General features: G+C 61.9%; 12 protein-coding genes and 1 pseudogene. 7 read left to right on the top strand and 6 right to left on the bottom strand.

What is annotated here, in order from left to right:
- A partial coding sequence (locus tag LKX83_RS29560) for a 5'-methylthioadenosine/adenosylhomocysteine nucleosidase (protein ID WP_227886454.1) occupies positions 1-1,056 on the bottom strand: 1,056 nt, incomplete at its 3' end.
- On the bottom strand, positions 1,053-1,304 hold the full coding sequence (locus LKX83_RS29555; RefSeq protein WP_227886451.1) for a hypothetical protein: 252 nt from the start codon (positions 1,302-1,304) through the stop codon (positions 1,053-1,055). The genes LKX83_RS29560 and LKX83_RS29555, both read right to left, overlap by 4 nt.
- Positions 1,305-1,463: 159 nt before the next feature.
- On the opposite strand from LKX83_RS29555, the gene LKX83_RS29550 reads away from it, so the two are divergent.
- From LKX83_RS29550 to LKX83_RS29540, 3 genes are all read left to right on the top strand, one after another.
- Complete coding sequence (locus LKX83_RS29550; RefSeq protein ID WP_227886448.1) at positions 1,464-1,919, top strand: S-ribosylhomocysteine lyase; 456 nt, start codon at positions 1,464-1,466, stop codon at positions 1,917-1,919.
- An 18-nt stretch (positions 1,920-1,937) separates the two neighbouring features.
- Positions 1,938-2,792 carry an SDR family NAD(P)-dependent oxidoreductase gene (locus tag LKX83_RS29545; protein WP_227886446.1) on the top strand — a complete coding sequence of 285 codons (855 nt, stop codon included), beginning with the start codon at positions 1,938-1,940 and terminating at the stop codon, positions 2,790-2,792.
- A 214-nt stretch (positions 2,793-3,006) separates the two neighbouring features.
- The gene (locus LKX83_RS29540; protein ID WP_227886445.1) at positions 3,007-7,056 is read left to right on the top strand and encodes an S-layer homology domain-containing protein; all 4,050 of its coding nucleotides are present in this window, start codon (positions 3,007-3,009) and stop codon (positions 7,054-7,056) included.
- Between the two features lie 129 nt (positions 7,057-7,185).
- On the opposite strand, the gene LKX83_RS29535 is transcribed toward LKX83_RS29540, so the two are convergent.
- Together LKX83_RS29535 and LKX83_RS29530 are read right to left on the bottom strand one after the other, a co-directional pair.
- Positions 7,186-8,961, bottom strand: coding sequence for a sensor histidine kinase (locus tag LKX83_RS29535; RefSeq protein ID WP_227886442.1), 1,776 nt, complete (start codon positions 8,959-8,961; stop codon positions 7,186-7,188).
- 15 nt (positions 8,962-8,976) lie between these two features.
- Positions 8,977-10,545 carry a response regulator gene (locus LKX83_RS29530; RefSeq protein ID WP_227886441.1) on the bottom strand — a complete coding sequence of 523 codons (1,569 nt, stop codon included), beginning with the start codon at positions 10,543-10,545 and terminating at the stop codon, positions 8,977-8,979.
- A gap of 220 nt (positions 10,546-10,765) precedes the next feature.
- Between LKX83_RS29530 and LKX83_RS29525 the strand changes: the two genes are divergently transcribed.
- The 4 genes from LKX83_RS29525 (at position 10,766) to LKX83_RS29510 (ending at position 16,524) form a co-directional block, all read left to right on the top strand.
- Positions 10,766-11,740: an ABC transporter permease gene (locus tag LKX83_RS29525; protein ID WP_227886439.1), complete on the top strand. Its 975-nt coding sequence runs from the start codon at positions 10,766-10,768 to the stop codon at positions 11,738-11,740.
- Between the two features lie 24 nt (positions 11,741-11,764).
- Positions 11,765-12,658: a carbohydrate ABC transporter permease gene (locus tag LKX83_RS29520; RefSeq protein WP_227886437.1), complete on the top strand. Its 894-nt coding sequence runs from the start codon at positions 11,765-11,767 to the stop codon at positions 12,656-12,658.
- A gap of 101 nt (positions 12,659-12,759) precedes the next feature.
- Positions 12,760-14,403, top strand: a complete 1,644-nt coding sequence (locus LKX83_RS29515) for an ABC transporter substrate-binding protein (RefSeq protein ID WP_227886435.1) — start codon at positions 12,760-12,762, stop codon at positions 14,401-14,403.
- Positions 14,404-14,463: 60 nt separating this feature from the next.
- The gene (locus LKX83_RS29510) at positions 14,464-16,524 is read left to right on the top strand and encodes an alpha-galactosidase (protein WP_227886433.1); all 2,061 of its coding nucleotides are present in this window, start codon (positions 14,464-14,466) and stop codon (positions 16,522-16,524) included.
- Between the two features lie 159 nt (positions 16,525-16,683).
- Here LKX83_RS29510 and LKX83_RS34750 read toward each other — a convergent pair.
- Both LKX83_RS34750 and LKX83_RS29505 read right to left on the bottom strand, forming a co-directional pair.
- Positions 16,684-16,776 (bottom strand): annotated as a pseudogene (locus tag LKX83_RS34750) (transposase); the annotation flags it as partial.
- Positions 16,777-17,272: 496 nt separating this feature from the next.
- Positions 17,273-18,151 carry an immunoglobulin-like domain-containing protein gene (locus tag LKX83_RS29505; RefSeq protein WP_227886431.1) on the bottom strand — a complete coding sequence of 293 codons (879 nt, stop codon included), beginning with the start codon at positions 18,149-18,151 and terminating at the stop codon, positions 17,273-17,275.
- Between the last annotated feature and the right edge of the window lie 3 nt (positions 18,152-18,154).

The raw sequence follows: 18,154 nt of genomic DNA, 5'->3' as shown, positions 1-18,154 counted from the left end.
TATGGCGGGCGTCTCGTTGGCGGGAATAGGGAACAGATTGTACCTTAATGGTGCGACGAGCGTCTCATGTGCAGGAATAGGGAACAAATTGATCCTACATGGTGTGGCGGACGTCGTAATTGGTAGGCGGTGTACGTTACCGTTGCTTTCGCCCCCACGCAGTTGGAGCAAAATGCTCCAACTATAGCGCTGCAGACACGCGATCCCCGCAAGTTGGAGCAAAATGCTCCAACTGCAGCGTCGCAGACATGCAGCTCGCCCAACAATAGAAATGGCGGCCCAGGGATTCCCCCTGCGGCCGCCGTTTTCTTTGATTGGCGCGCTTGCGGCTGTTAACCGACTCCGATCGCGCCGGCTTCGCGGAGCCAGGCCCGCGCGATCGCTTCGGCGACGGCGGCGGCGCGCTCGGAGGCCAGGTCGACGTTGGTGCCGTACGTCTCGGCCTTCGACGCCCGCCAAGTCGGAGAGCGCGCGCACGACCAGACAAGACACGCCGAACCGCGAAGCCGTCTGCGCGATAGCCGCACCTTCCATATCGATGGCCTGAACCTCGGGGAAGTGGGCGCGGATGGCCGCCGCCTGCTCGGGCCGGTTCACGAACGCATCGGCGGTCGTGATCAAGCCCCGCGCCAAGCGCCCTTCCGTCCCGGCCGACGACGCGGCCCGTTCGGCGAGCGCCAGCAGCCCGGGCTCGACCGGATAGCGGCTCGGCATTTGCGGCACTTGACCGTATTCGTAGCCGAACGCGGTCGCGTCCACGTCGCTGTAAGCAAGCTCCGTGGCGAGCACGACGTCGCCGACGCGGAGGCCGGCGGCGAGACCGCCCGCCACGCCGTAATGTAGGATCAGATCGGGGCGGTACCGCTCGATCAGCACGGCCGTCGTCCAGGCGGCGTTCGTCTTGCCGATGCCGCACCGGAGCAGGAGAGTCTCGCGGCCGGCCAGCTCGCCGGCATAAAAGGACGCCCCCGCGACGGTCGTTTCGCTTGCGTGGTCAAAACGGCCCAGCAGCGGGGCCGCTTCTTCGGACATCGGGGCGATGAAGGCTACTCTCATGTTGGGTCTCCTTTCGTGGATCGCCGCGAAGCGGCAAACGCCTCGAGACGTCGGAACGATTGATACGCCTGGTCGGCGGCGACGCCGCCGGGCATCAGGTGATTGGAGGCGTCGCCGGCAACGGTCCGTTCGGGCAACGCCTGCAACCGCCGTTCGAAAACCTGGTCCAGGCCCGTGTCGGCGAGGCTCGCGGGCAAGCCGACGCGCGCGCGTGACGGCAGATGCGCGTCGATCTCCAGGCATATCATGCCTAGTAATCGCGTTTGAAAATGAGGATCATCGAGATGGAAACACTGTACAAGCCCGTCAGACGAACTGTCAATATGGCGACTTATAGAAAAATTGAATTTTACTTATTATTCCGAGTTTGATAATTTGATCTGAAATCAAAGGGGAGGAACATCCATATGGCCAAAGTCGAAAGCTTCGAACTGGATCACACGATCGTAAAGGCGCCCTATGTCCGGCTCGCCGGCACGGAGCGCAACGAAAAAGGGAGCGCCATTCAAAAATACGATTTGCGCTTGCTGCAGCCGAACGAGGATGCGCTGCCGACGGCGGCCGTCCATACGCTGGAGCATCTGCTCGCCACCTACCTGCGCGACGAGCTGAATGGGATCATCGACATTTCGCCGATGGGCTGCCGAACCGGCTTCTATATGATCATTTGGGACGAGCACGACCCGAAGGACGTCGCCGCCGCGCTGACGAAAGTCTTGCACAAAGTCGTGGAGACGGATTTCGTGCCCGCCGTCTCGGCGCTCGAGTGCGGCAACTACAAAGACCACTCGCTTTTCAGCGCGCAAGAGTACGCCAAGATCGTCCTGCGGGCCGGCATCGGCGACGATCCGTTCCGGACGTAAGCGGAGGAGCGGGGCAGGATGCTGAGCATTGATTTCGCAGGCCGGACGTTGGTCGTCACCGGCGGTTTGACGGGGATCGGGCGGGGCATCGCGGACTTGTTCCTGAAGGCGGGCGCGAACGTCGTCATCGGCGATATCGCATGTCCGGAAGGCACGGAACGCGTCCATGACCGGCTCGTCCATATCCGGACGGACGTTACGAAGCGGGCGGACGCCAAGCGTCTCGTCGCCGAAGCAGCAGACGCATTCGGGCGGATCGACTTCGTCGTGAACAACAGCGGAATGTCCACCATGGATTACGCGGTCGATATGCGCGAGGAGGACTGGGACCGCGTCATGGACGTCAACGCCAAGGGCGTCTACCTCGTCTCGCAGGTGGCGGCCAAGCAGCTGCTGCGGCAAGGAGGCGGCGGACGCATCATCAATATCGCTTCCCAGGCGGGGAAAAACGGCTATCGCTGCATGGGCAACTACTGCGCCTCCAAGCACGCCGTGCTCGGCTTCACCAAGGTCATGGCCCTCGAGCTGGCCAAGGACCAGATTCTCGTGAATGCCGTGTGCCCCGGCATCGTCGAGACGGACATGAAGCGGCGCGAACGCGTCGAGGGCGGGCTGCTCCGCGGGATGACCCCGGAGGAAATCCTGGCCGAGGACCGCTCGCAGGTGCCGCTCGGCCGGACGGCCGAGCCGGAGGACGTGGCGAACGTCGTGCTCTTTCTTGCCAGTCCGCTCTCCTCCTATATGACGGGGCAGGCGACCAACGTGACGGGCGGCATGACGATGCATGAAACCGGACGGACGGAGAACGTCCGCGGAACGGATCGGACGCGAAGCGCGGCTTCGCGTCTATTTGTGTCATACAGAATGTATTAGTTCTGCCCCTATCCATCCCTGTATGACCTCCGATAAAAACGTGCCGCCATCTTCCTTGAAGACGGCGGAGCCGTTTTTACTTGCGTGTTGGGGTCCGAATGCGGGCAAAGATCGGCGGATAACGTCACGGATCGGAGCATCCGGTTGTAGTCCCAGTTCCTGTAAACGCTTCATAATGAGGAGGATCGTACCTTATTCGTCGAGGAGGTCTTTGATGTTGAACAGATGGTGGAAACAAGGAATGCCGGCGCTGCTGGCGATCGTCCTGGCGCTCGGGATCGCCTGGCCGTCGGCGTCGCGTGCAGGCGCGGAGCCGGCGGCCGCGCAAAGCTACGAAGCCGAGTCGGAGGCGAATTCGCTGTCCGGACATGCGTCCGTCTCCGCGTGCGCAGCTTGTTCGGGCGGATTCAAAGTGGGCGGTCTGTACCAGGGCGGCGCCGTGCAGTTCAACGGAGTGAACGTGCCCGAGGACGGCGTCTACATCGTGACGGTCGATTACCTTTCCGGCGATCCCCGTTCAGCGAACGTCAGCGTCAACGGCGGCGAGAAGCAATATATCAGCTTCCCGAAGACGGCCGACTGGGACACCGTCGGACACTATGAAATCGAACTGATCTTGAAAGCCGGGGACAATGTCATCCGGTTCGACGACAACAACTGGTACGCGCCCGATCTCGACCGCATCGTCGTGGGCGCCAAGCAGGACGGCGGCACGCCGGGCGGCGGGGAAGAAGGATCCGCCGGCGTCACCTACGAAGCCGAGGCGGAAGGAAACGTGCTCGGAGGCAAGGCCGAAATCTCCGATTGCGCGCCCTGCTCCGGCGGACGCAAGGTCGGCAACCTGTACCAGGGCAGCTCGCTGCTCTTTACGAATGTGACGGCCGCCGCGGACGGCGATGATCTCGTCACGGTATCCTTCCTTTCCGGCGACCCCCGCTCGCTGTACGTCAGCGTCAACGGCGGGGAAGCGCAGTTCTACGACTCGCTCAAAACGGCGGACTGGAACACGGTCGGGACGGTCGAGCTTACGCTGCCGTTGAAGGCGGGGTCGAATACGATCCTGTTCTCCGACGGCAACGGCTACGCGCCGGACCTCGACCGGATCCAGGTGAAGCCGGCGAGCGGCGGTGGCGAGCAGCCGGGCGAAGACGAAGGCGACATTGGCGCCGTTCTGGATACCCGCAGCTATGGCGGCATCACGGTGGCAAAGCACGAAGCGGGAGTTGTTGTGGCGGGCGCCAAGTATACGGTCACCTATCACAGCGCGACCGGCTACGCGGATTATGCCTGGAACGACGGTCAACGGGTGACCGGCGCTTACGGGCAGATGAAGTTGGACGGCGAAAGCTTTCCGACGACCGGATACGAGACGCACGACTATGTCGAGGAGGACACCGCGCCGCTGGCAGACGGCTTCGGCGCCGGCGTGAAGCTCGTCTTCGCGCACCGGGCCGAGGGGAAACCCGTCCTTAAGCAAATCTATCAATTTTACGAGGGCAAGGACTACTTCCTGACGCGGCTCGTAGCCGAAAGCGACCGGGAAATCCGGACGAACGACATGGCTCCGATTGTCGTGAAGCGCGCGGGCGGCGTGACGACCGGCCGGGAGGCGGATAACCGGGCGCTCAGCGTCCCGTTCGACAACGACGCCTGGATCCGCTTCAAGGCGCAGACCGTCAATCGGTCCGACGCAAGCTACGAAGTCGCGGCCGTCTACGACAATACGTCGCGAATCGGTCTCGTCTTCGGGTCGGTCGAACACGACGTCTGGAAGACGGGGATCGACTGGCGCGGTTCGAACAATCGGTTGAACGAGCTTCGCGTCTATGGCGGCGCGTCCTCCTCCGTCACGCACGATACGCAGCCCCACGGCAGCTTGACGGGAACGACCGTCACCTCGCCGCTCATCCTGGCGGGCGGCTTCGCGGATTACCGCGACGGTCTCGAGCAGTACGGCGCGGCGAATGCCGTCGTGGCGCCTCCGCTCGCGCTGGGCGGCAACGTGCCTCCCGGCGTGCCTTTCGGCTGGAACAGCTGGGGCGCCTTCGGCAGCGACCTGACCTATCAGGACGTGCTGGACACGTCGGCGTTCTTCAAGGCGCATCTGCCGAAGATGAACAACGGCGGCGCCGTCTACATCAATCTGGATTCGTACTGGGACAATCTTACCGAAGACCAGCTGCGGCAAGCCGCGGAAACGATTCGCGCCAACGGGCAGCAGGCGGGCATCTACTGGGGACCGTTCGTCTATTGGGGCAGCAATCTGACGCAGGCCGTGGAAGGGACGGACGGCCGGTACACATACGGCGATCTCGTGCTGAAGGACGCGTCCGGCACGCCGCTGCCGACGCTGGACGGCGCGTACGCGCTCGATCCGACGCACCCCGGGACGAAGCAGCGCATCGATCTGTATTTGAACAAGTTCAAGCGCCTCGGGTTCACGTACATCAAGCTGGACTTTCTGACGCATGGCTCGTTGGAGGGCGTTCATGACGACGACGCCGTCAAGACGGGCATCCAGGCGTACAACGAAGGGATGCGGTACATCGAACGAACGCTGGACGGCTCCATGTTCATCAGCGCTTCGATCTCGCCGATCTTCCCGTCGCAGTACGCGCACAGCCGCCGCATCGCGTGCGACGCGTTCGGGACGATCCACGATTCCGAATACACGTTAAACGCCTTGACTTACGGATGGTGGCAAAACGGAACGATCTACCGCTATACCGATCCGGACCATATGGCGCTTTCCCGGGCCGGCTCGCTGGAGGAAGCCCGCAGCCGGGTAAATTCGGCCGTCATCTCGGGCACCGTGTTCCTCGATTCGGATAACGTGGCCGACGGGAAGGCCCGCTCGTACATGGAGGAGTTGTACGCGAACGATCGCATCCTGGACGTCGCCCGCAAGGGGAAAGCGTTCCGGCCGATCGAAGGCCAGACCGGCGCTGGTGCGGCCGATTCATTCGTCCTGCGGGAAGGGGACCGCTACTACGTCGCCGTCTTCAACTACGACGCGACCGCCCCGGCGGACAAACGCTACGATCTGGCCCGCGCAGGACTGCCGTCAGGCGTTAGCTTCAACCGGACGGACTTGTGGACGGGAGAGACGTCGAGCGTGCAGGATGCGTTCTCGCTGACATTGCCTGCCGCCGCTTCCAAGCTGTTCGAGCTGACGCCCGCAAACGCCGGCGGACCCGAGCAACCCGGGCAGCCGGGCGGGCCCGGGCAGCCGGGACAGCCCGGCGCGCCCGGCAATGGCGGAGCACCTGAGCCGACGCCGCAACCGCAGCCCGGCGCAGAAAACCGGAGCGAGGGGACGATCGACGGCCCGGCGGGCGGCCGCGTCTCGCTCGGCGACCGCGTCGTCGTCGAGGTGCCAGCCGGCGCTTACGCGGGAACCGGCAAATGGTCCGTGCGCGTCCTTCCGACGGGCGAGCAGCCAAACGCGGCGGCGCCGGGCACGCCCGGCAGTCCCGTCTACGACCTGACGAACGATGCCGCGTCCGTCTTCGCAGCACCGGTGAAGCTCACGCTGCGGCGGGATCCCGCCGTGCAGCCGCCGGGGACGAAAGCCGCCGTCTACTATTACCTTGAAGATCAGCTCCGCTGGATCTATGTCGGCGGCACCGACGGCAGCGACGGGACCGTCACCGTTACCGTGAATCACCTGACGCCTTATGCCGTCTTCTACGTCACCCTCCCGTCGTTCGCGGACCTCGCCGGGCATTGGGCGGCGGCCGACGCCGACCGTCTGATCGGCTTGGGCGCCGTGAACGGCTTCGAGGACGGCACCTTCCGCCCGAACGCGCGCGTGACGCGGGCGCAGTTCGCCCGCATGCTGACGGGCGTACTCAGCGCGAAGGCGGAGCGCGCGGACGGCATCGCCGGCTTCGCGGACGCCGCGCGCATCGCCGCCTGGGCCGCGCCCGCGGTCGCGGCAGCCGACGCCGCCGGCTGGATGAGCGGGTCGGCCGAGCAAGGCGGCCGCTTCTTCCGGCCGGACGCGCCGATGACGCGGGCCGAGCTGGCGGCGACGCTGGCGCGCGCCTTGCCGGCGCCGGACGCCTCGGACGAAGCCGCGCCTAGCGACGCTTATTCGGACGATGCGGCGATCCCGCCCTGGGCGTCGCCGGCCGCGTCGCGACTCCATGCGCTCGGCGTCCTGACGGGCGACCCGGCGGGGACGTTCCGCCCGTCGGACGCCGTCACGCGGGCCGAAGCCGCCAAGGCGCTCGCGCGGCTGCTCGAGGCGCTGCATCTGTAACGGCTCGTTCTTCGCCGCGTTCCGCGCTGGCGCACAGGCATTTCCCTCGCGCGAAAACGCAAAAGGGGCAGCCTCTCAAGCCTTTCCGGCTTGGGGGCTGCCCCCTTGTCTTGCGCGGCGCTGCGGCGGTCAGATCGGGCCGCTCGCGGGCAGCCGGATCCGTACCGTCGTTCCGATCCCGAGCCGGCTGTAGAAGGAGACGCCGTATCGGTCGCCGAACGCGAGCTTGATGCGCTTGTCCACGTTGGAAATGCCGTAGCCGACGGATTCGCCGGCGCGGATGCTCGCGAGCCTTTCCCTCGTCATCCCCATGCCGTCGTCCACGACGTCAAGGCAGATATCGTCGCCGTCCCGGTGCGCGCGAATGATGATGTTCATCCCGCGCTCGTCGTCCCACACGGCGTGATGGATGCAATTTTCCACGAACGGCTGCAGCGTCAGCTTGGCCGTATGGTGGACGAGCACGGATTCGTCGACCTGATAATGCAGGTGGATCAGGTTTTCGTAGCGAATCTGCTGTATCGACAAATAATAGCGGGTCAGCTTGAGCTCTTCGCTCAGCGAGATCAGATTTTTGCCCTGGTTCAGCGAGATCCGGTAGAACTTGGCGAGATGCGACACCATGTCCTGGATTTTCGGGTCCCGGTGCCTCATCGCCAGGGCGGAGATCGAAGCGAGCGTGTTGTACAGAAAGTGCGGATTGATCTGCGCCTGCAGCGTGTTCATTTCGGCTTCCTGCTTGGCGATTTCCTTTTTGTACACCTCATTGATCAAATTTTTGAACCGGTGGCCCATCTTGTGCAGGGCGAACGACATTTGGCCGATCTCGTCGTGCCCCATCGGAATCATCTCGAGGTCGAAGTCTTCGCGCTCGAGCCGACGGATGCTCTTCAGCAGCGATTCGATCCGCTTGGTGAACAGCCGGGCGACCAGGTAAACGAGCACGACGCACAGCGCCATGCTGGCCGAAGCGATGAGCAGAATGCGGTTGGCGGACCGCATCGCGGAATGCATGAAGCCGCTGTATGGCACGACGGATACCGTCTTCCAGCCGTTCGGGATCGTGTCGTAGACGACGAGCACCTTGTTGCCCTGGTAGACGCTCTCGTACTTGCCCGTGCGGCCTTGCTTGAAGTCGTCCGGCAGCAGCTCGCCGAGCCGCGTGTTCAGCAGCTCCTTGTTTTTGCTGGAGACGATGACGCCGTTCTCGTTGACGATGAAGATGTCCTTGTTCTGGTCCTCCTTGCCCATGAGGGCGTAGAGATCGGATTCCTTGACGTCGATGGTCAGGATGCCGTACGGAAAATTCAGGCTGTTGTAGTTCAAAAAACGGACCAGCGTGAACATCGGCGGCGTCGCTTTGCGGGGCAGCGCTTCAGGCTTGGCCGGCGTGATGGTGAAGATGACGTTGCCGTACGTTTTCTGGACCCGGTCGAACCAGGGCTTCTCGCGGATCGCGTCGTCCAGCCGCTTGATGAACGTGTCGTCCAGCGGCATGTGCGGATTGGTCGAATAGATCGCGATGCTGCTCACCTCGGGATTGGTCGTGAGCACGTTGTTCATGACGTTGTCGATATAGCGGTACGCTTCCAGATAGTCCGAGCTGCCGTCGTACGACCGGACGAGGTATTGCTGCAGCGTCGCGTCCAGGTAGAGCGAAGCCGATATTTTCGTATAGTTGTTCAGCTTGTTCTGCAGGTTGCTGCCGATCTGCGACGTGGCGAGACTCATGCTCGAATACGTCTGCTGGACGAGCTGGTCCTTAACCGAGACGTAGGTGTAATAGACGAAAAACAACAGTGGGAGAATCGAGACGAGCAGAAAGAGGATGAACAGCTTGCCTCTGACGCTCAGGTTCAAAAACGGATCCAGCCAACGGTGATGGTACCACGAAAGTCTCGGCATGCGGCGTCTCCTTCGTCAGAGCATTTTTTTGCGGTACTCGTTCGGGGTGACGCCGCGATGGCGCTGGAACAGCGAGCAGAAGTACGAGACATTTTCGTAACCGACGGCCTTGGCCACCTCGCGAATGCGCAGCGAGCGGTCGCGAAGCAGCTCCGATGCCCGCTGGATGCGGAACCGGGTCATGAATTCGAGAATCGTCTCGCCTGTTTTCTGCTTAAAAAGCGTACGGACGTAATTGGGCGTCAGGTAGACGGATTCCGCCAGCTCCTCGACGGTCAGCGCCTCGTGATAGCGGCTCTCGATCAGCTCCATGACCCGATGGACGATCGGCATGTGCTGGTCCTGTTCCTTCTCCGTGACCAGATCGAGGAGACGGCCGCACAACCCTTCCAACTCGCCGAGCAATCCGTCCAGCGTATCCGGGTGCATGACCCGCTGCCAGTCGAGGCCGGATTCCCGTCCGTCCGCGGCCGCCTCCTCGAGCAGCGCGGTAAATCGGCGCTCCAGCTCGGCGCCGAGCTGTATGCCGGCCGCGACGACGGCGCTCCGGTCGGACCGCGCCTCGCGGAACGGCGCGAAGAACGCGCGCAGGAGGTCGTCGGCTTCCTCGCCCCGCAGCCGGGCAATCGCCTGCGCAATCCGGTCGGCGGCCCCCGACGCCTGAGCCGGCGCCGCCTTTGCTTCGACGCTGCCGGCTTCGCGCCTGATCCCGTTCGGCCGGGCGAGGAGAAGGGTGCCGGCGCCGCCGTAAAACCGGTCCGCATTGGCGCGTCTCGCTTCCTCGTAACGGTCGGGCAGCTCCTCCAGGTAGCGACCGGGCGACGACAGTCCGACGGTCATCGTATAGCCGGCGCTCCAGGCATCCTCGATGACCGACCGCCATGCCGTCTCCAGATCCGCCCGACCGTCTTCGCCGGCCAGATGGCAGATTGCGGCGAATTCCCGCTCTGCCGCCGTCCAGCCGAAGCTCGCGCCATGGACGTCCGCGAAGCGCGCCATGGCCGATTCCCAGACCGAGGCGGCCGCCGATCCGGCCGCGCCTTCGAGAAACGCGTACGCGACGGCATAGGCGCCGGCGGCAGGGAGCGGGACGGGCAGCAGCGCGATGCGCTGTACCCAGGCTTTGCGCCCTTCGGGCGACGTCTCGGCCGCAAGCGACCGGACAAGCTTTTCCTTCAGTCCCTCCGCCGATGCGGCGAGCTGGCGATCCTCCTCGCACTTGCGAACGACGCGCTGCATGAGTTGGGCCAGCTCTTCGGAGTCGATCGGCTTCAGCAGGTAGCCCATCGCTTCGGCGTTCAATGCCGCTTTGATGTACTGAAATTCGTCGTGTCCGCTCAAAAAGACGATTTTGACGCCGCGGTCCAGCTGCTTGGCCTTTCGCGCGAATTCCAGTCCGTCCATGATCGGCATCCGGACATCGGTCATGACGATGTCCGGCTTGCATTCCTCCATGCGGGCGAGCGCCTCCCGGCCGTTTTTGGCCGTGCCGGCTACGATGATGCCCATTTCCTCCCATCGGATATATTTTGCAATCGCTTCCAATTCTAGTTTCTCGTCGTCAACCAACAGGATTTTATACATGCCTCGCACGCTCCCCCGGCGTTCGTTGTAGCGATGATGGATTTATGATTGTTTATTGTAGGGTTTGTATCTCATTTCAACAATGGCTTTTCGATAATTCCGTAGGATCGTGTCGTAGATTCGAAAATCGGGATATGGAATCCCTCGGAGACCCCCGCCTATAATGGGGATACGCCTTCGGGCATACCGCCAACGGCCGCCCGACAACAGGAGGGAAATCATGGAGGCATCCGTCGAACGGCGCCCGGCGCAGAGGGCCGCGGCCGCCCGCAGAAGCAGCAAATGGAAACGAATGAAGCAGCAAAAGTACTTGTATCTCATGATTCTGCCCGCCTTTGCGTGCACGCTCGTCTTTTCGTACGGTCCGATGTTCGGTCTGTACATGGCGTTCATCAGCTACTCGCCGGGCGGAGGATCGTTTTTCCACCAGTTTTTCCATAGCAAGTTCACCGGGTGGAGCTGGTTCGACTACTTTTTCACCAACGGGGACTTTTATCTGATCATGCGGAACACGCTCGCCCAAAGCTTGCTGTCGCTCCTCATCGGATTCCCGGCGCCGATCGTGCTTGCGCTCATGATCAACGAGGTGAGCAGGGGCTGGTTCAAGCGCATCGTGCAAACGGTTTCGTACCTGCCGCACTTCATCTCTTGGGTCATCGCGGCAAACATTATCGTGACGATGCTGGCTTCCAACGGGGCGATCAACCAACTGCTCCTGTCGCTGCACCTGATCGACAAGCCGATTACTTTTTTGCAGAACGGCCATATGTTCTGGGGCATCATCGCCGTCTCGAATACGTGGAAGGACATGGGTTTTAACGCGATCATCTATCTGGCGGCGATCGCAAGCATCAATCCCGAGCTGTACGAAGCCGCCCGGGTGGACGGAGCCAGCCGCTGGCGCCAAACCTGGAACGTCACGCTGCCGGCGCTGCGCCCGACGATCGTCATCCTGTCGATCCTCGCGGTCGGCAACGTGCTGAACGCCGGCTTCGACCAGCAGTACCTGCTGCAGAATACGACCGTGCTCCAGTACTCCGACGTTATCGACACGTACACGTACCGGTACGGCTTGCAGAATGGCATGTTCTCGTACGGCGCCGCAGTCGGATTGTTCAAGTCGGTCGTCGCCTTCGTGCTCGTCATGCTCGTCAACGCTTGGTCCCGTCGGGTCAACCAACAATCGCTCTATTGATTCCGGCCGAAAGGAGGTCCATCCATGTTCTTGCACAAAAGCGCCGGAGATCGCGCTTACCTCGGCATCGTCTATCTGTTTCTCGCCTTCGTGTTTCTGATCACGTTTTATCCGTTCTGGAACATTCTGGTCTTGTCGCTCAACAGCGCGGCCGATGCGGTCAAAGGCGGCATCTACCTCTGGCCGCGGGAGATCAGCTTCGCGAGCTACCAGGAGATTCTCCGGGATCAGGAAATTTTGAACGGCCTCAAGATCACGTTCCTTCGGACGCTCGTCGGCACGCCGCTCGCCGTCGCCGTCATCAGCCTGCTCGCCTTCGCGCTCAGCAAGCGGGATCTCGTCGGCGGCAGAGCCATCGGACTGTTCTTCATCTTCACGATGTACTTTGGCGGCGGGTTGATCCCCTACTACATGATCCTGAAAAGCGTGCATCTGATCGACACGTTTGCGGTGTACATCCTGCCCAATCTGATGAACGTCTTCTTCGTCATCATCGTGCGTACGTTCATGCAGGAACTGCCCGCCGAAGTAGAGGAGTCGGCCAAAATCGACGGCGCCAACGACATCCAGATTTATGCGCGGGTCGTTCTGCCGATCTGCGTGCCGGTGCTCGTCACGATCGGTTTGTTCTCCGCGATCAATCATTGGAATTCGTGGTTCGACTCCTACGTGTTCACCTACAAGCCGCAGTTGAAGACGCTGCAGGCCGTACTGGTCAAAATCCTGAACCAATACCAGACACAATCGTTCACGTCGAACGCCAGTCAAATGGCGGATTCGGCCAAGCGGACGGCGGTCTCCTCGGACACGATCCGAATGGCCGCAACGATGGTGGCCACGCTGCCGATCATCTTGGTCTATCCTTTCCTGCAGCGCTATTTCGTGAAAGGAATGACGCTCGGCGCCGTGAAGAGCTAAGGGCGAGAACGAACCGTTGAGGGGGGTGAGGGGCGCAGCGGGACAAGCGCGCCAGACGCGGAATTGCAACGGCAGTCCATTACTTTGAGGGGGTCACATCGATGTATACGATTCGAAAATGGGGTTCCGTATCGCTCAGTTTGGCTTTGTCCGTCGCGCTTTTGGCGGCCTGCAGCGGCAAAAACGGCGGAAATGCCGGAAACGGCGGCGCAGCGCCGTCCGCGGATGCCGGTCCTTCCGCAAGCGCATCCGCGAGCGACGACCTGAAGCCGATCAAGCTGACGTTCTTCGACAAAAATACCGGAGACGCGTTTACCAACGACGTCGCCCAGGAGATCACCAAACGGACCGGCGTGACTGTGGAGATCCAGCAGCCGACGGGCAACCCGGCGGAGAAGCTGAACCTGATGCTGGCGAGCGACGACCTGCCCGATGTCGTGCTGATGGATCGCAGCAGCGACATCGTCAACAAATACATCGCGGCGGGCGCGCTGGTGCCGCTCGACGATCTGATCGAGAAGTACGGCCCGAACGTGAAGGAAATGTACGGCGACATCCTGAACAAAACGCGCTACACCGACGGGAAAAACTACTACCTGTCGAACTGGTACGGCTACGAGGAAGGGGAGCCGGTATTCGGCTTCAACCTGAAGATGGACATTCTGAAGGAGCTCGCCCCGGACAAGGCGGAAGGCGGACAGCCGTTCACCGCGGACGAATTCGAGGACCTGCTGAAGCGCTTCAAAGAAAAGTATCCGACGATCAACGGCAAGCCGACGATCCCGCTCACGATGGACGGCTCGAACATGGGCGCCGTTACGGGAACGTTCAAAGGCATGTTCGGCATGAAGACGTATTTCGAAACGGACGGCAAGCTGCAGTACGACGTCGAAGATCCGAAATACCGCGAAATGATCCTCTACATGAACAAGCTGTATCGGGAAGGCCTGATCGACACGGACTGGGCGATCAACAAGAAGGAAGCGTGGCTGCAAAAGCTGTCCTCCGGCGCCGTATTCGGCACCCCGGGCGCCTACTGGGACCTGGGCGACGCCAACACCGCGCTGAAGAAGGAAGGCGGGCCGGAAAAGCAGTTCTACGATTACAAAGTCGTCGGTCCGGGCGTCGACCCCGCCAAGACGACCTACGGACCGAAAGGCTCCCTCGGCTGGGACGCGATCGGCATCACCAAAGCGAACCGGGATCCGGAGCGCACGATGAAGTTCATCGATTTCCTGGCCAGCGAAGAAGGCCAATACCTGCTTATGTGGGGCGTCGAGGGCAAGCACTGGGACTTGAAGGACGGCAAGCACGTGCCGCGCCCGGAAGTGCTCGAGGGTTTCAAAAACGACTGGTCCAACTTCTCCAAGACGAGCGGCATCCGCAAATGGACGTGGTTCATCAAGGGCGGCAAGGGCACCGACGGCACGGTCTACGATTTGGCCGGTCGCTACGAGCGCAATGAAGTCGACAAAATGGCGATTAAAAATCTCGCCGACTCGACCTGGCGGACGGACACGTACGACAATCTCGGCCCGCAAGGCGGCACCCCGGAAGCGCTCGTTTCGCAAAAGGTCAACGACATCATGACGCAATCGATCACCAAGGCGATCATCGCGAAATCCGAAGCCGAATCGAGCGCGATTCTCGACCAGATGCTGTCCGAGATGAAGGCGGCGGGCAGCGAAAAAATCGAGAAGATCATCAATGAAAACTACAAACAGCGCTTAAGCCTGTGGCAATAAAAACAGGAAGAGGGCCGGCGCTCGCGCCGGCCTTCGCCGCGTGAGAACGGAGGAGCGGACATGACGATTACGAAAGCGGAACGGGAGCGCGGGGTCGAGATCGGCAACGGCCGAATCCGGATCGCGTGCGATATGGCGGAAGGCAGCTTCGCCATCGACTGGGAGGGGCTCGGCGCGCTGCGAGGCGCCTGCGGCCGGATACGGCTGGGAGAGACGTGGCGGTCGACGGCCGAGGCGCCCCGGCGATCGCACCGGTTCGAGGAAACGGCGGATGCCTTCGGCAAGGGGGTCGTATTGCACGTCGACCATGAGCTGGATGGCGGGCTCCGCCTCCGGCAAACGTTCACGGTGTACGAAAGGCTGCCGTATGCGCTGATCGGTCTAATCGCGAGCGGCGAAACGCCGATCGCGACGAACGAGATTGCGCCAATCTGCGCCGGCGAGGAGAACGGGATGACGGGGGGAGCGCTTCGCCTGTCCGCCGGAGGCGCGGCGGACGATCCGATCCGCGCGCTGCTCGTACCGTTCGACAACGACAAATGGGTCCGCTACGAGGCGGTGCCGATGCCGGGGCGGATGGAGAGCTACGAGGCGACGGCCGTCTACCGGGAGAGCGACCGCCGCGGCTTCGTCTTCGGCTCCGTTGCGCACGACCGGTGGAAGACGGGCATCCGGGTGTCGGGCTCGACGCCCGAGGCCATCGACCGGCTGGCGGTGTACGGCGGAGCGGCCGGAGACTACACCCGCGATTCGCTGCCGCACGGCTTCGTGACCGGGACGTCCGTGTCCGCGCCGACGATCTTCGCGGGCGCGTTCGCGGATTACCGTGAAGGGCTGACGGCGTTCGGCGAGGCGAACGCGCGCCTCGTACCCGTGCTGCCGTGGGACGGCGCCGTGCCGTTCGGCTGGAACAGTTGGTCGGCTGTCGGCGGAGCGCTCAGCTACGACAGCTACGTCCGGGCATCGGACTTCATCCGGGAGATGCGGGAGATGGGCTTCCACGACCGGGGCGAGACGTACGTGAATTTCGATTCGTTCTGGACGAATCTGACGGAAGACGAGCGTCGCGACGCGGTGGCGCATGTGCGGGCAAATGGGCAGAACGCCGGTACGTACTGGACGCCGTTTGCCTACTGGGGAACGGTCGAGGAAGCGGCGTCTAGGCCGGTGGAAGGGACGGACGGGCGGTACACGTACGCGGACCTGCTGCTGCGCGACGGGGACGGCCATGTTCTGCCGGATTTGGACGGAGGCTACGCGATCGATCCGACGCATCCCGGCAACCGGCTGCGGACGACGTGGACGCTGCAACGGTTCGTGGACGAAGGCTTCTCCTACGTCAAACTGGACTTCATGGGGCACGGCGCGCTGGAAGGCGCCCACTACTTGACGGAGATCGAGACGGGTATCCAGGCCTACAATTACGGCATGGCGCAAATTGCCGCGCTGCTCGATCCGGCGAGGATCGGCAGGCCGTTCTTCATTCATCTGTCGATCGCGCCGCTGTTCCCGCACGGCTGGGCGCACGGCCGACGCATCTCCTGCGACGCGTTCGGCGAGCTGAAGGATACGGCGTACATGTTGAACTCGCTCACTTACGGCTGGTGGATTCATCGGACGCTGTACGCCTTCAACGACCCGGATCATACCGTTTTGTATCGAAGCTACAATCATGAGCCGACGTCTCCGCACGAAGGCCGCAGCCGGCTGAACGCGTCGCTGATCGCGGGCACGATTCTGCTCATGGGCGACGACTATCGGATCCCCGAAGCCCTCGAACGGGGGCGCCGTTGGCTGGCGGAACCGGAGCCGCTCGCGATCGCGCGGCGGGGCGAGACGTTCCTGCCGCTGACCGGCGACGAGGGCGACCGGGCGGCTCCGGTCTTCTACCGGCACGACCGGTCGGAGGCGGGCGTCGAGACGTACGTCGCGGTGTTCAACTACGACGGGGAACGGCCGGCCGACATCCGGGTCGATCTGGCGCGGATGGGACTGGACCCCGCGCGGCGCCGGACGTGCGAGGATTTGTGGGCGCACGCGATTGAAACGCTGTCCGGCGACTGGCTCGTATCGCTGCAGCCGGCCGAGTCGAAGATCTTCCGTTTGCGGGACGAGGCGTGAGCGACGACTTTTGCAATCGGATAAGAAACGAGGGAGTCTCACATGTAGGTGGCGTTCACGGACAGACAGCTCTCCTCCATCCCAATACGTGTGAAAATGAAGGAATGGCGGTGTTTGGGGAGATGATCCCTGCACCGCCATTTCTCGATTTCGATCCACTGCTTCCTTCTTCAACAAACGATGGGCAAGCGAAAGCCATCCGACCTCCGAGCTTCCCTTCGGCAAGACGCGAAGCAGAAAACGCCGGAATCCGATTTCCGTGTTACCTCCCCCGCATTCAATGGTTTAGATGCAAATGTACATCTAATTTTGCTATATTCCTTCTTCACGGTCATTTAGTTGCAATCGTACGACTAAATCGTCCGTTTTCTGCGTACAGGACGGATTTACGCTAAATTAGATGTACTTTTACAAGTAAACCGCTCCACCCTCCCGAAATGGCCCTAATTAGATGTACGAATGCAACTAAATTAGATGTACGAATGCAACTCATTTACTGCGCGACCCGAACCGAGCGCAAACAAGGCCCATTGGCATAAGCCAGTTGCGAACCATCGGCCGGAATCCGGCGAATTTGCGCCAAGACCCAACTGATTCATTCGATACCAGCCTCGCAGATGGCCACGCGTCCGAGGCAGCCTTCATGCGTGGAAAGATCGTTAATTGATGTCAATGAAGCCGCATTAAAAACCGCGCTGCCGACTCTCGGGTCCCCTTACAACCTTATGAGACAGCCTCGTTTCTCGGTTCAGGGCACCTCGAAATCCGCGGCCAGCCTGACGGACAAACGGGTCTGGTTGCCTTCAATTTGCTTGACGAGGCGATAAGATCCCGCTTGGAGCTTGGGGGGCAGCGACACCTCTTCTGTAAAGGGATCATAACCGGGACTGGCGATGATGCCGACCGCGGGCACCGCGTTTTCCATCGGCACCAGGCGCCAGCCGTCGGACGCTTTTCGATAAAGGAGGTACCCGTACCCCAACATTAAATCCGTAGGTCCGGCATTATAAACGGATAGCGTCATTCGCTCTTCATCCGCAGCAGACCGTTGGACGGAGAGACGGGCGTTCAGTTCGTTCGGAGGAACGAAAAGAGGCGTCAAAAACGTGTCTTCCACCAATCCCTCGGGCGAGAGGATCTCCACGCTGAGGAGATAGTTCGTATCCGGCCGCGACGGCAGCCTTTGGGAGAAATCCAGCCGTCCGTCCACCGCGTCGGTGCGATCGCCTTCGTACTCCGCGATTAATTCGGTTCGTTTGCCGGAGGCATCCCGGCCGGTCAATTGAAACCGCACGGACCGTCCGTTGGGAATCGTCCCTATTGCAGCCCCGACATCGCTATCGGCTTCTCTGTCTCCCGAAGTGTATGAAGCGAGAAGCGATAATCCGTTCTCCTCATCAAACCATTTTCCGGTCGCCTTCCGGTAATCGTCGGCGGCGGCTAGCGCTTGCTCTCGAGGGAGCCTGGAAGCGCGTCTTACCTGATCGGGAACGCCGACCGTGTCTTTCATTGAAGCGACAGCTGGGTCTGCGGCTGCTGACGGAGCGCCGCCTTCTTCCGAGCGCGTCGGACCCGCACAACCGGATAACGCCACAACGATGGCAATGATCAGTAGCAGATTCCGCAACGC

Source organism: Cohnella baijiui (assembly GCF_020731285.1).
Lineage (GTDB): Bacteria > Bacillota > Bacilli > Paenibacillales > Paenibacillaceae > Cohnella.
This window is presented reverse-complemented; position numbering and strand designations above follow the sequence as displayed.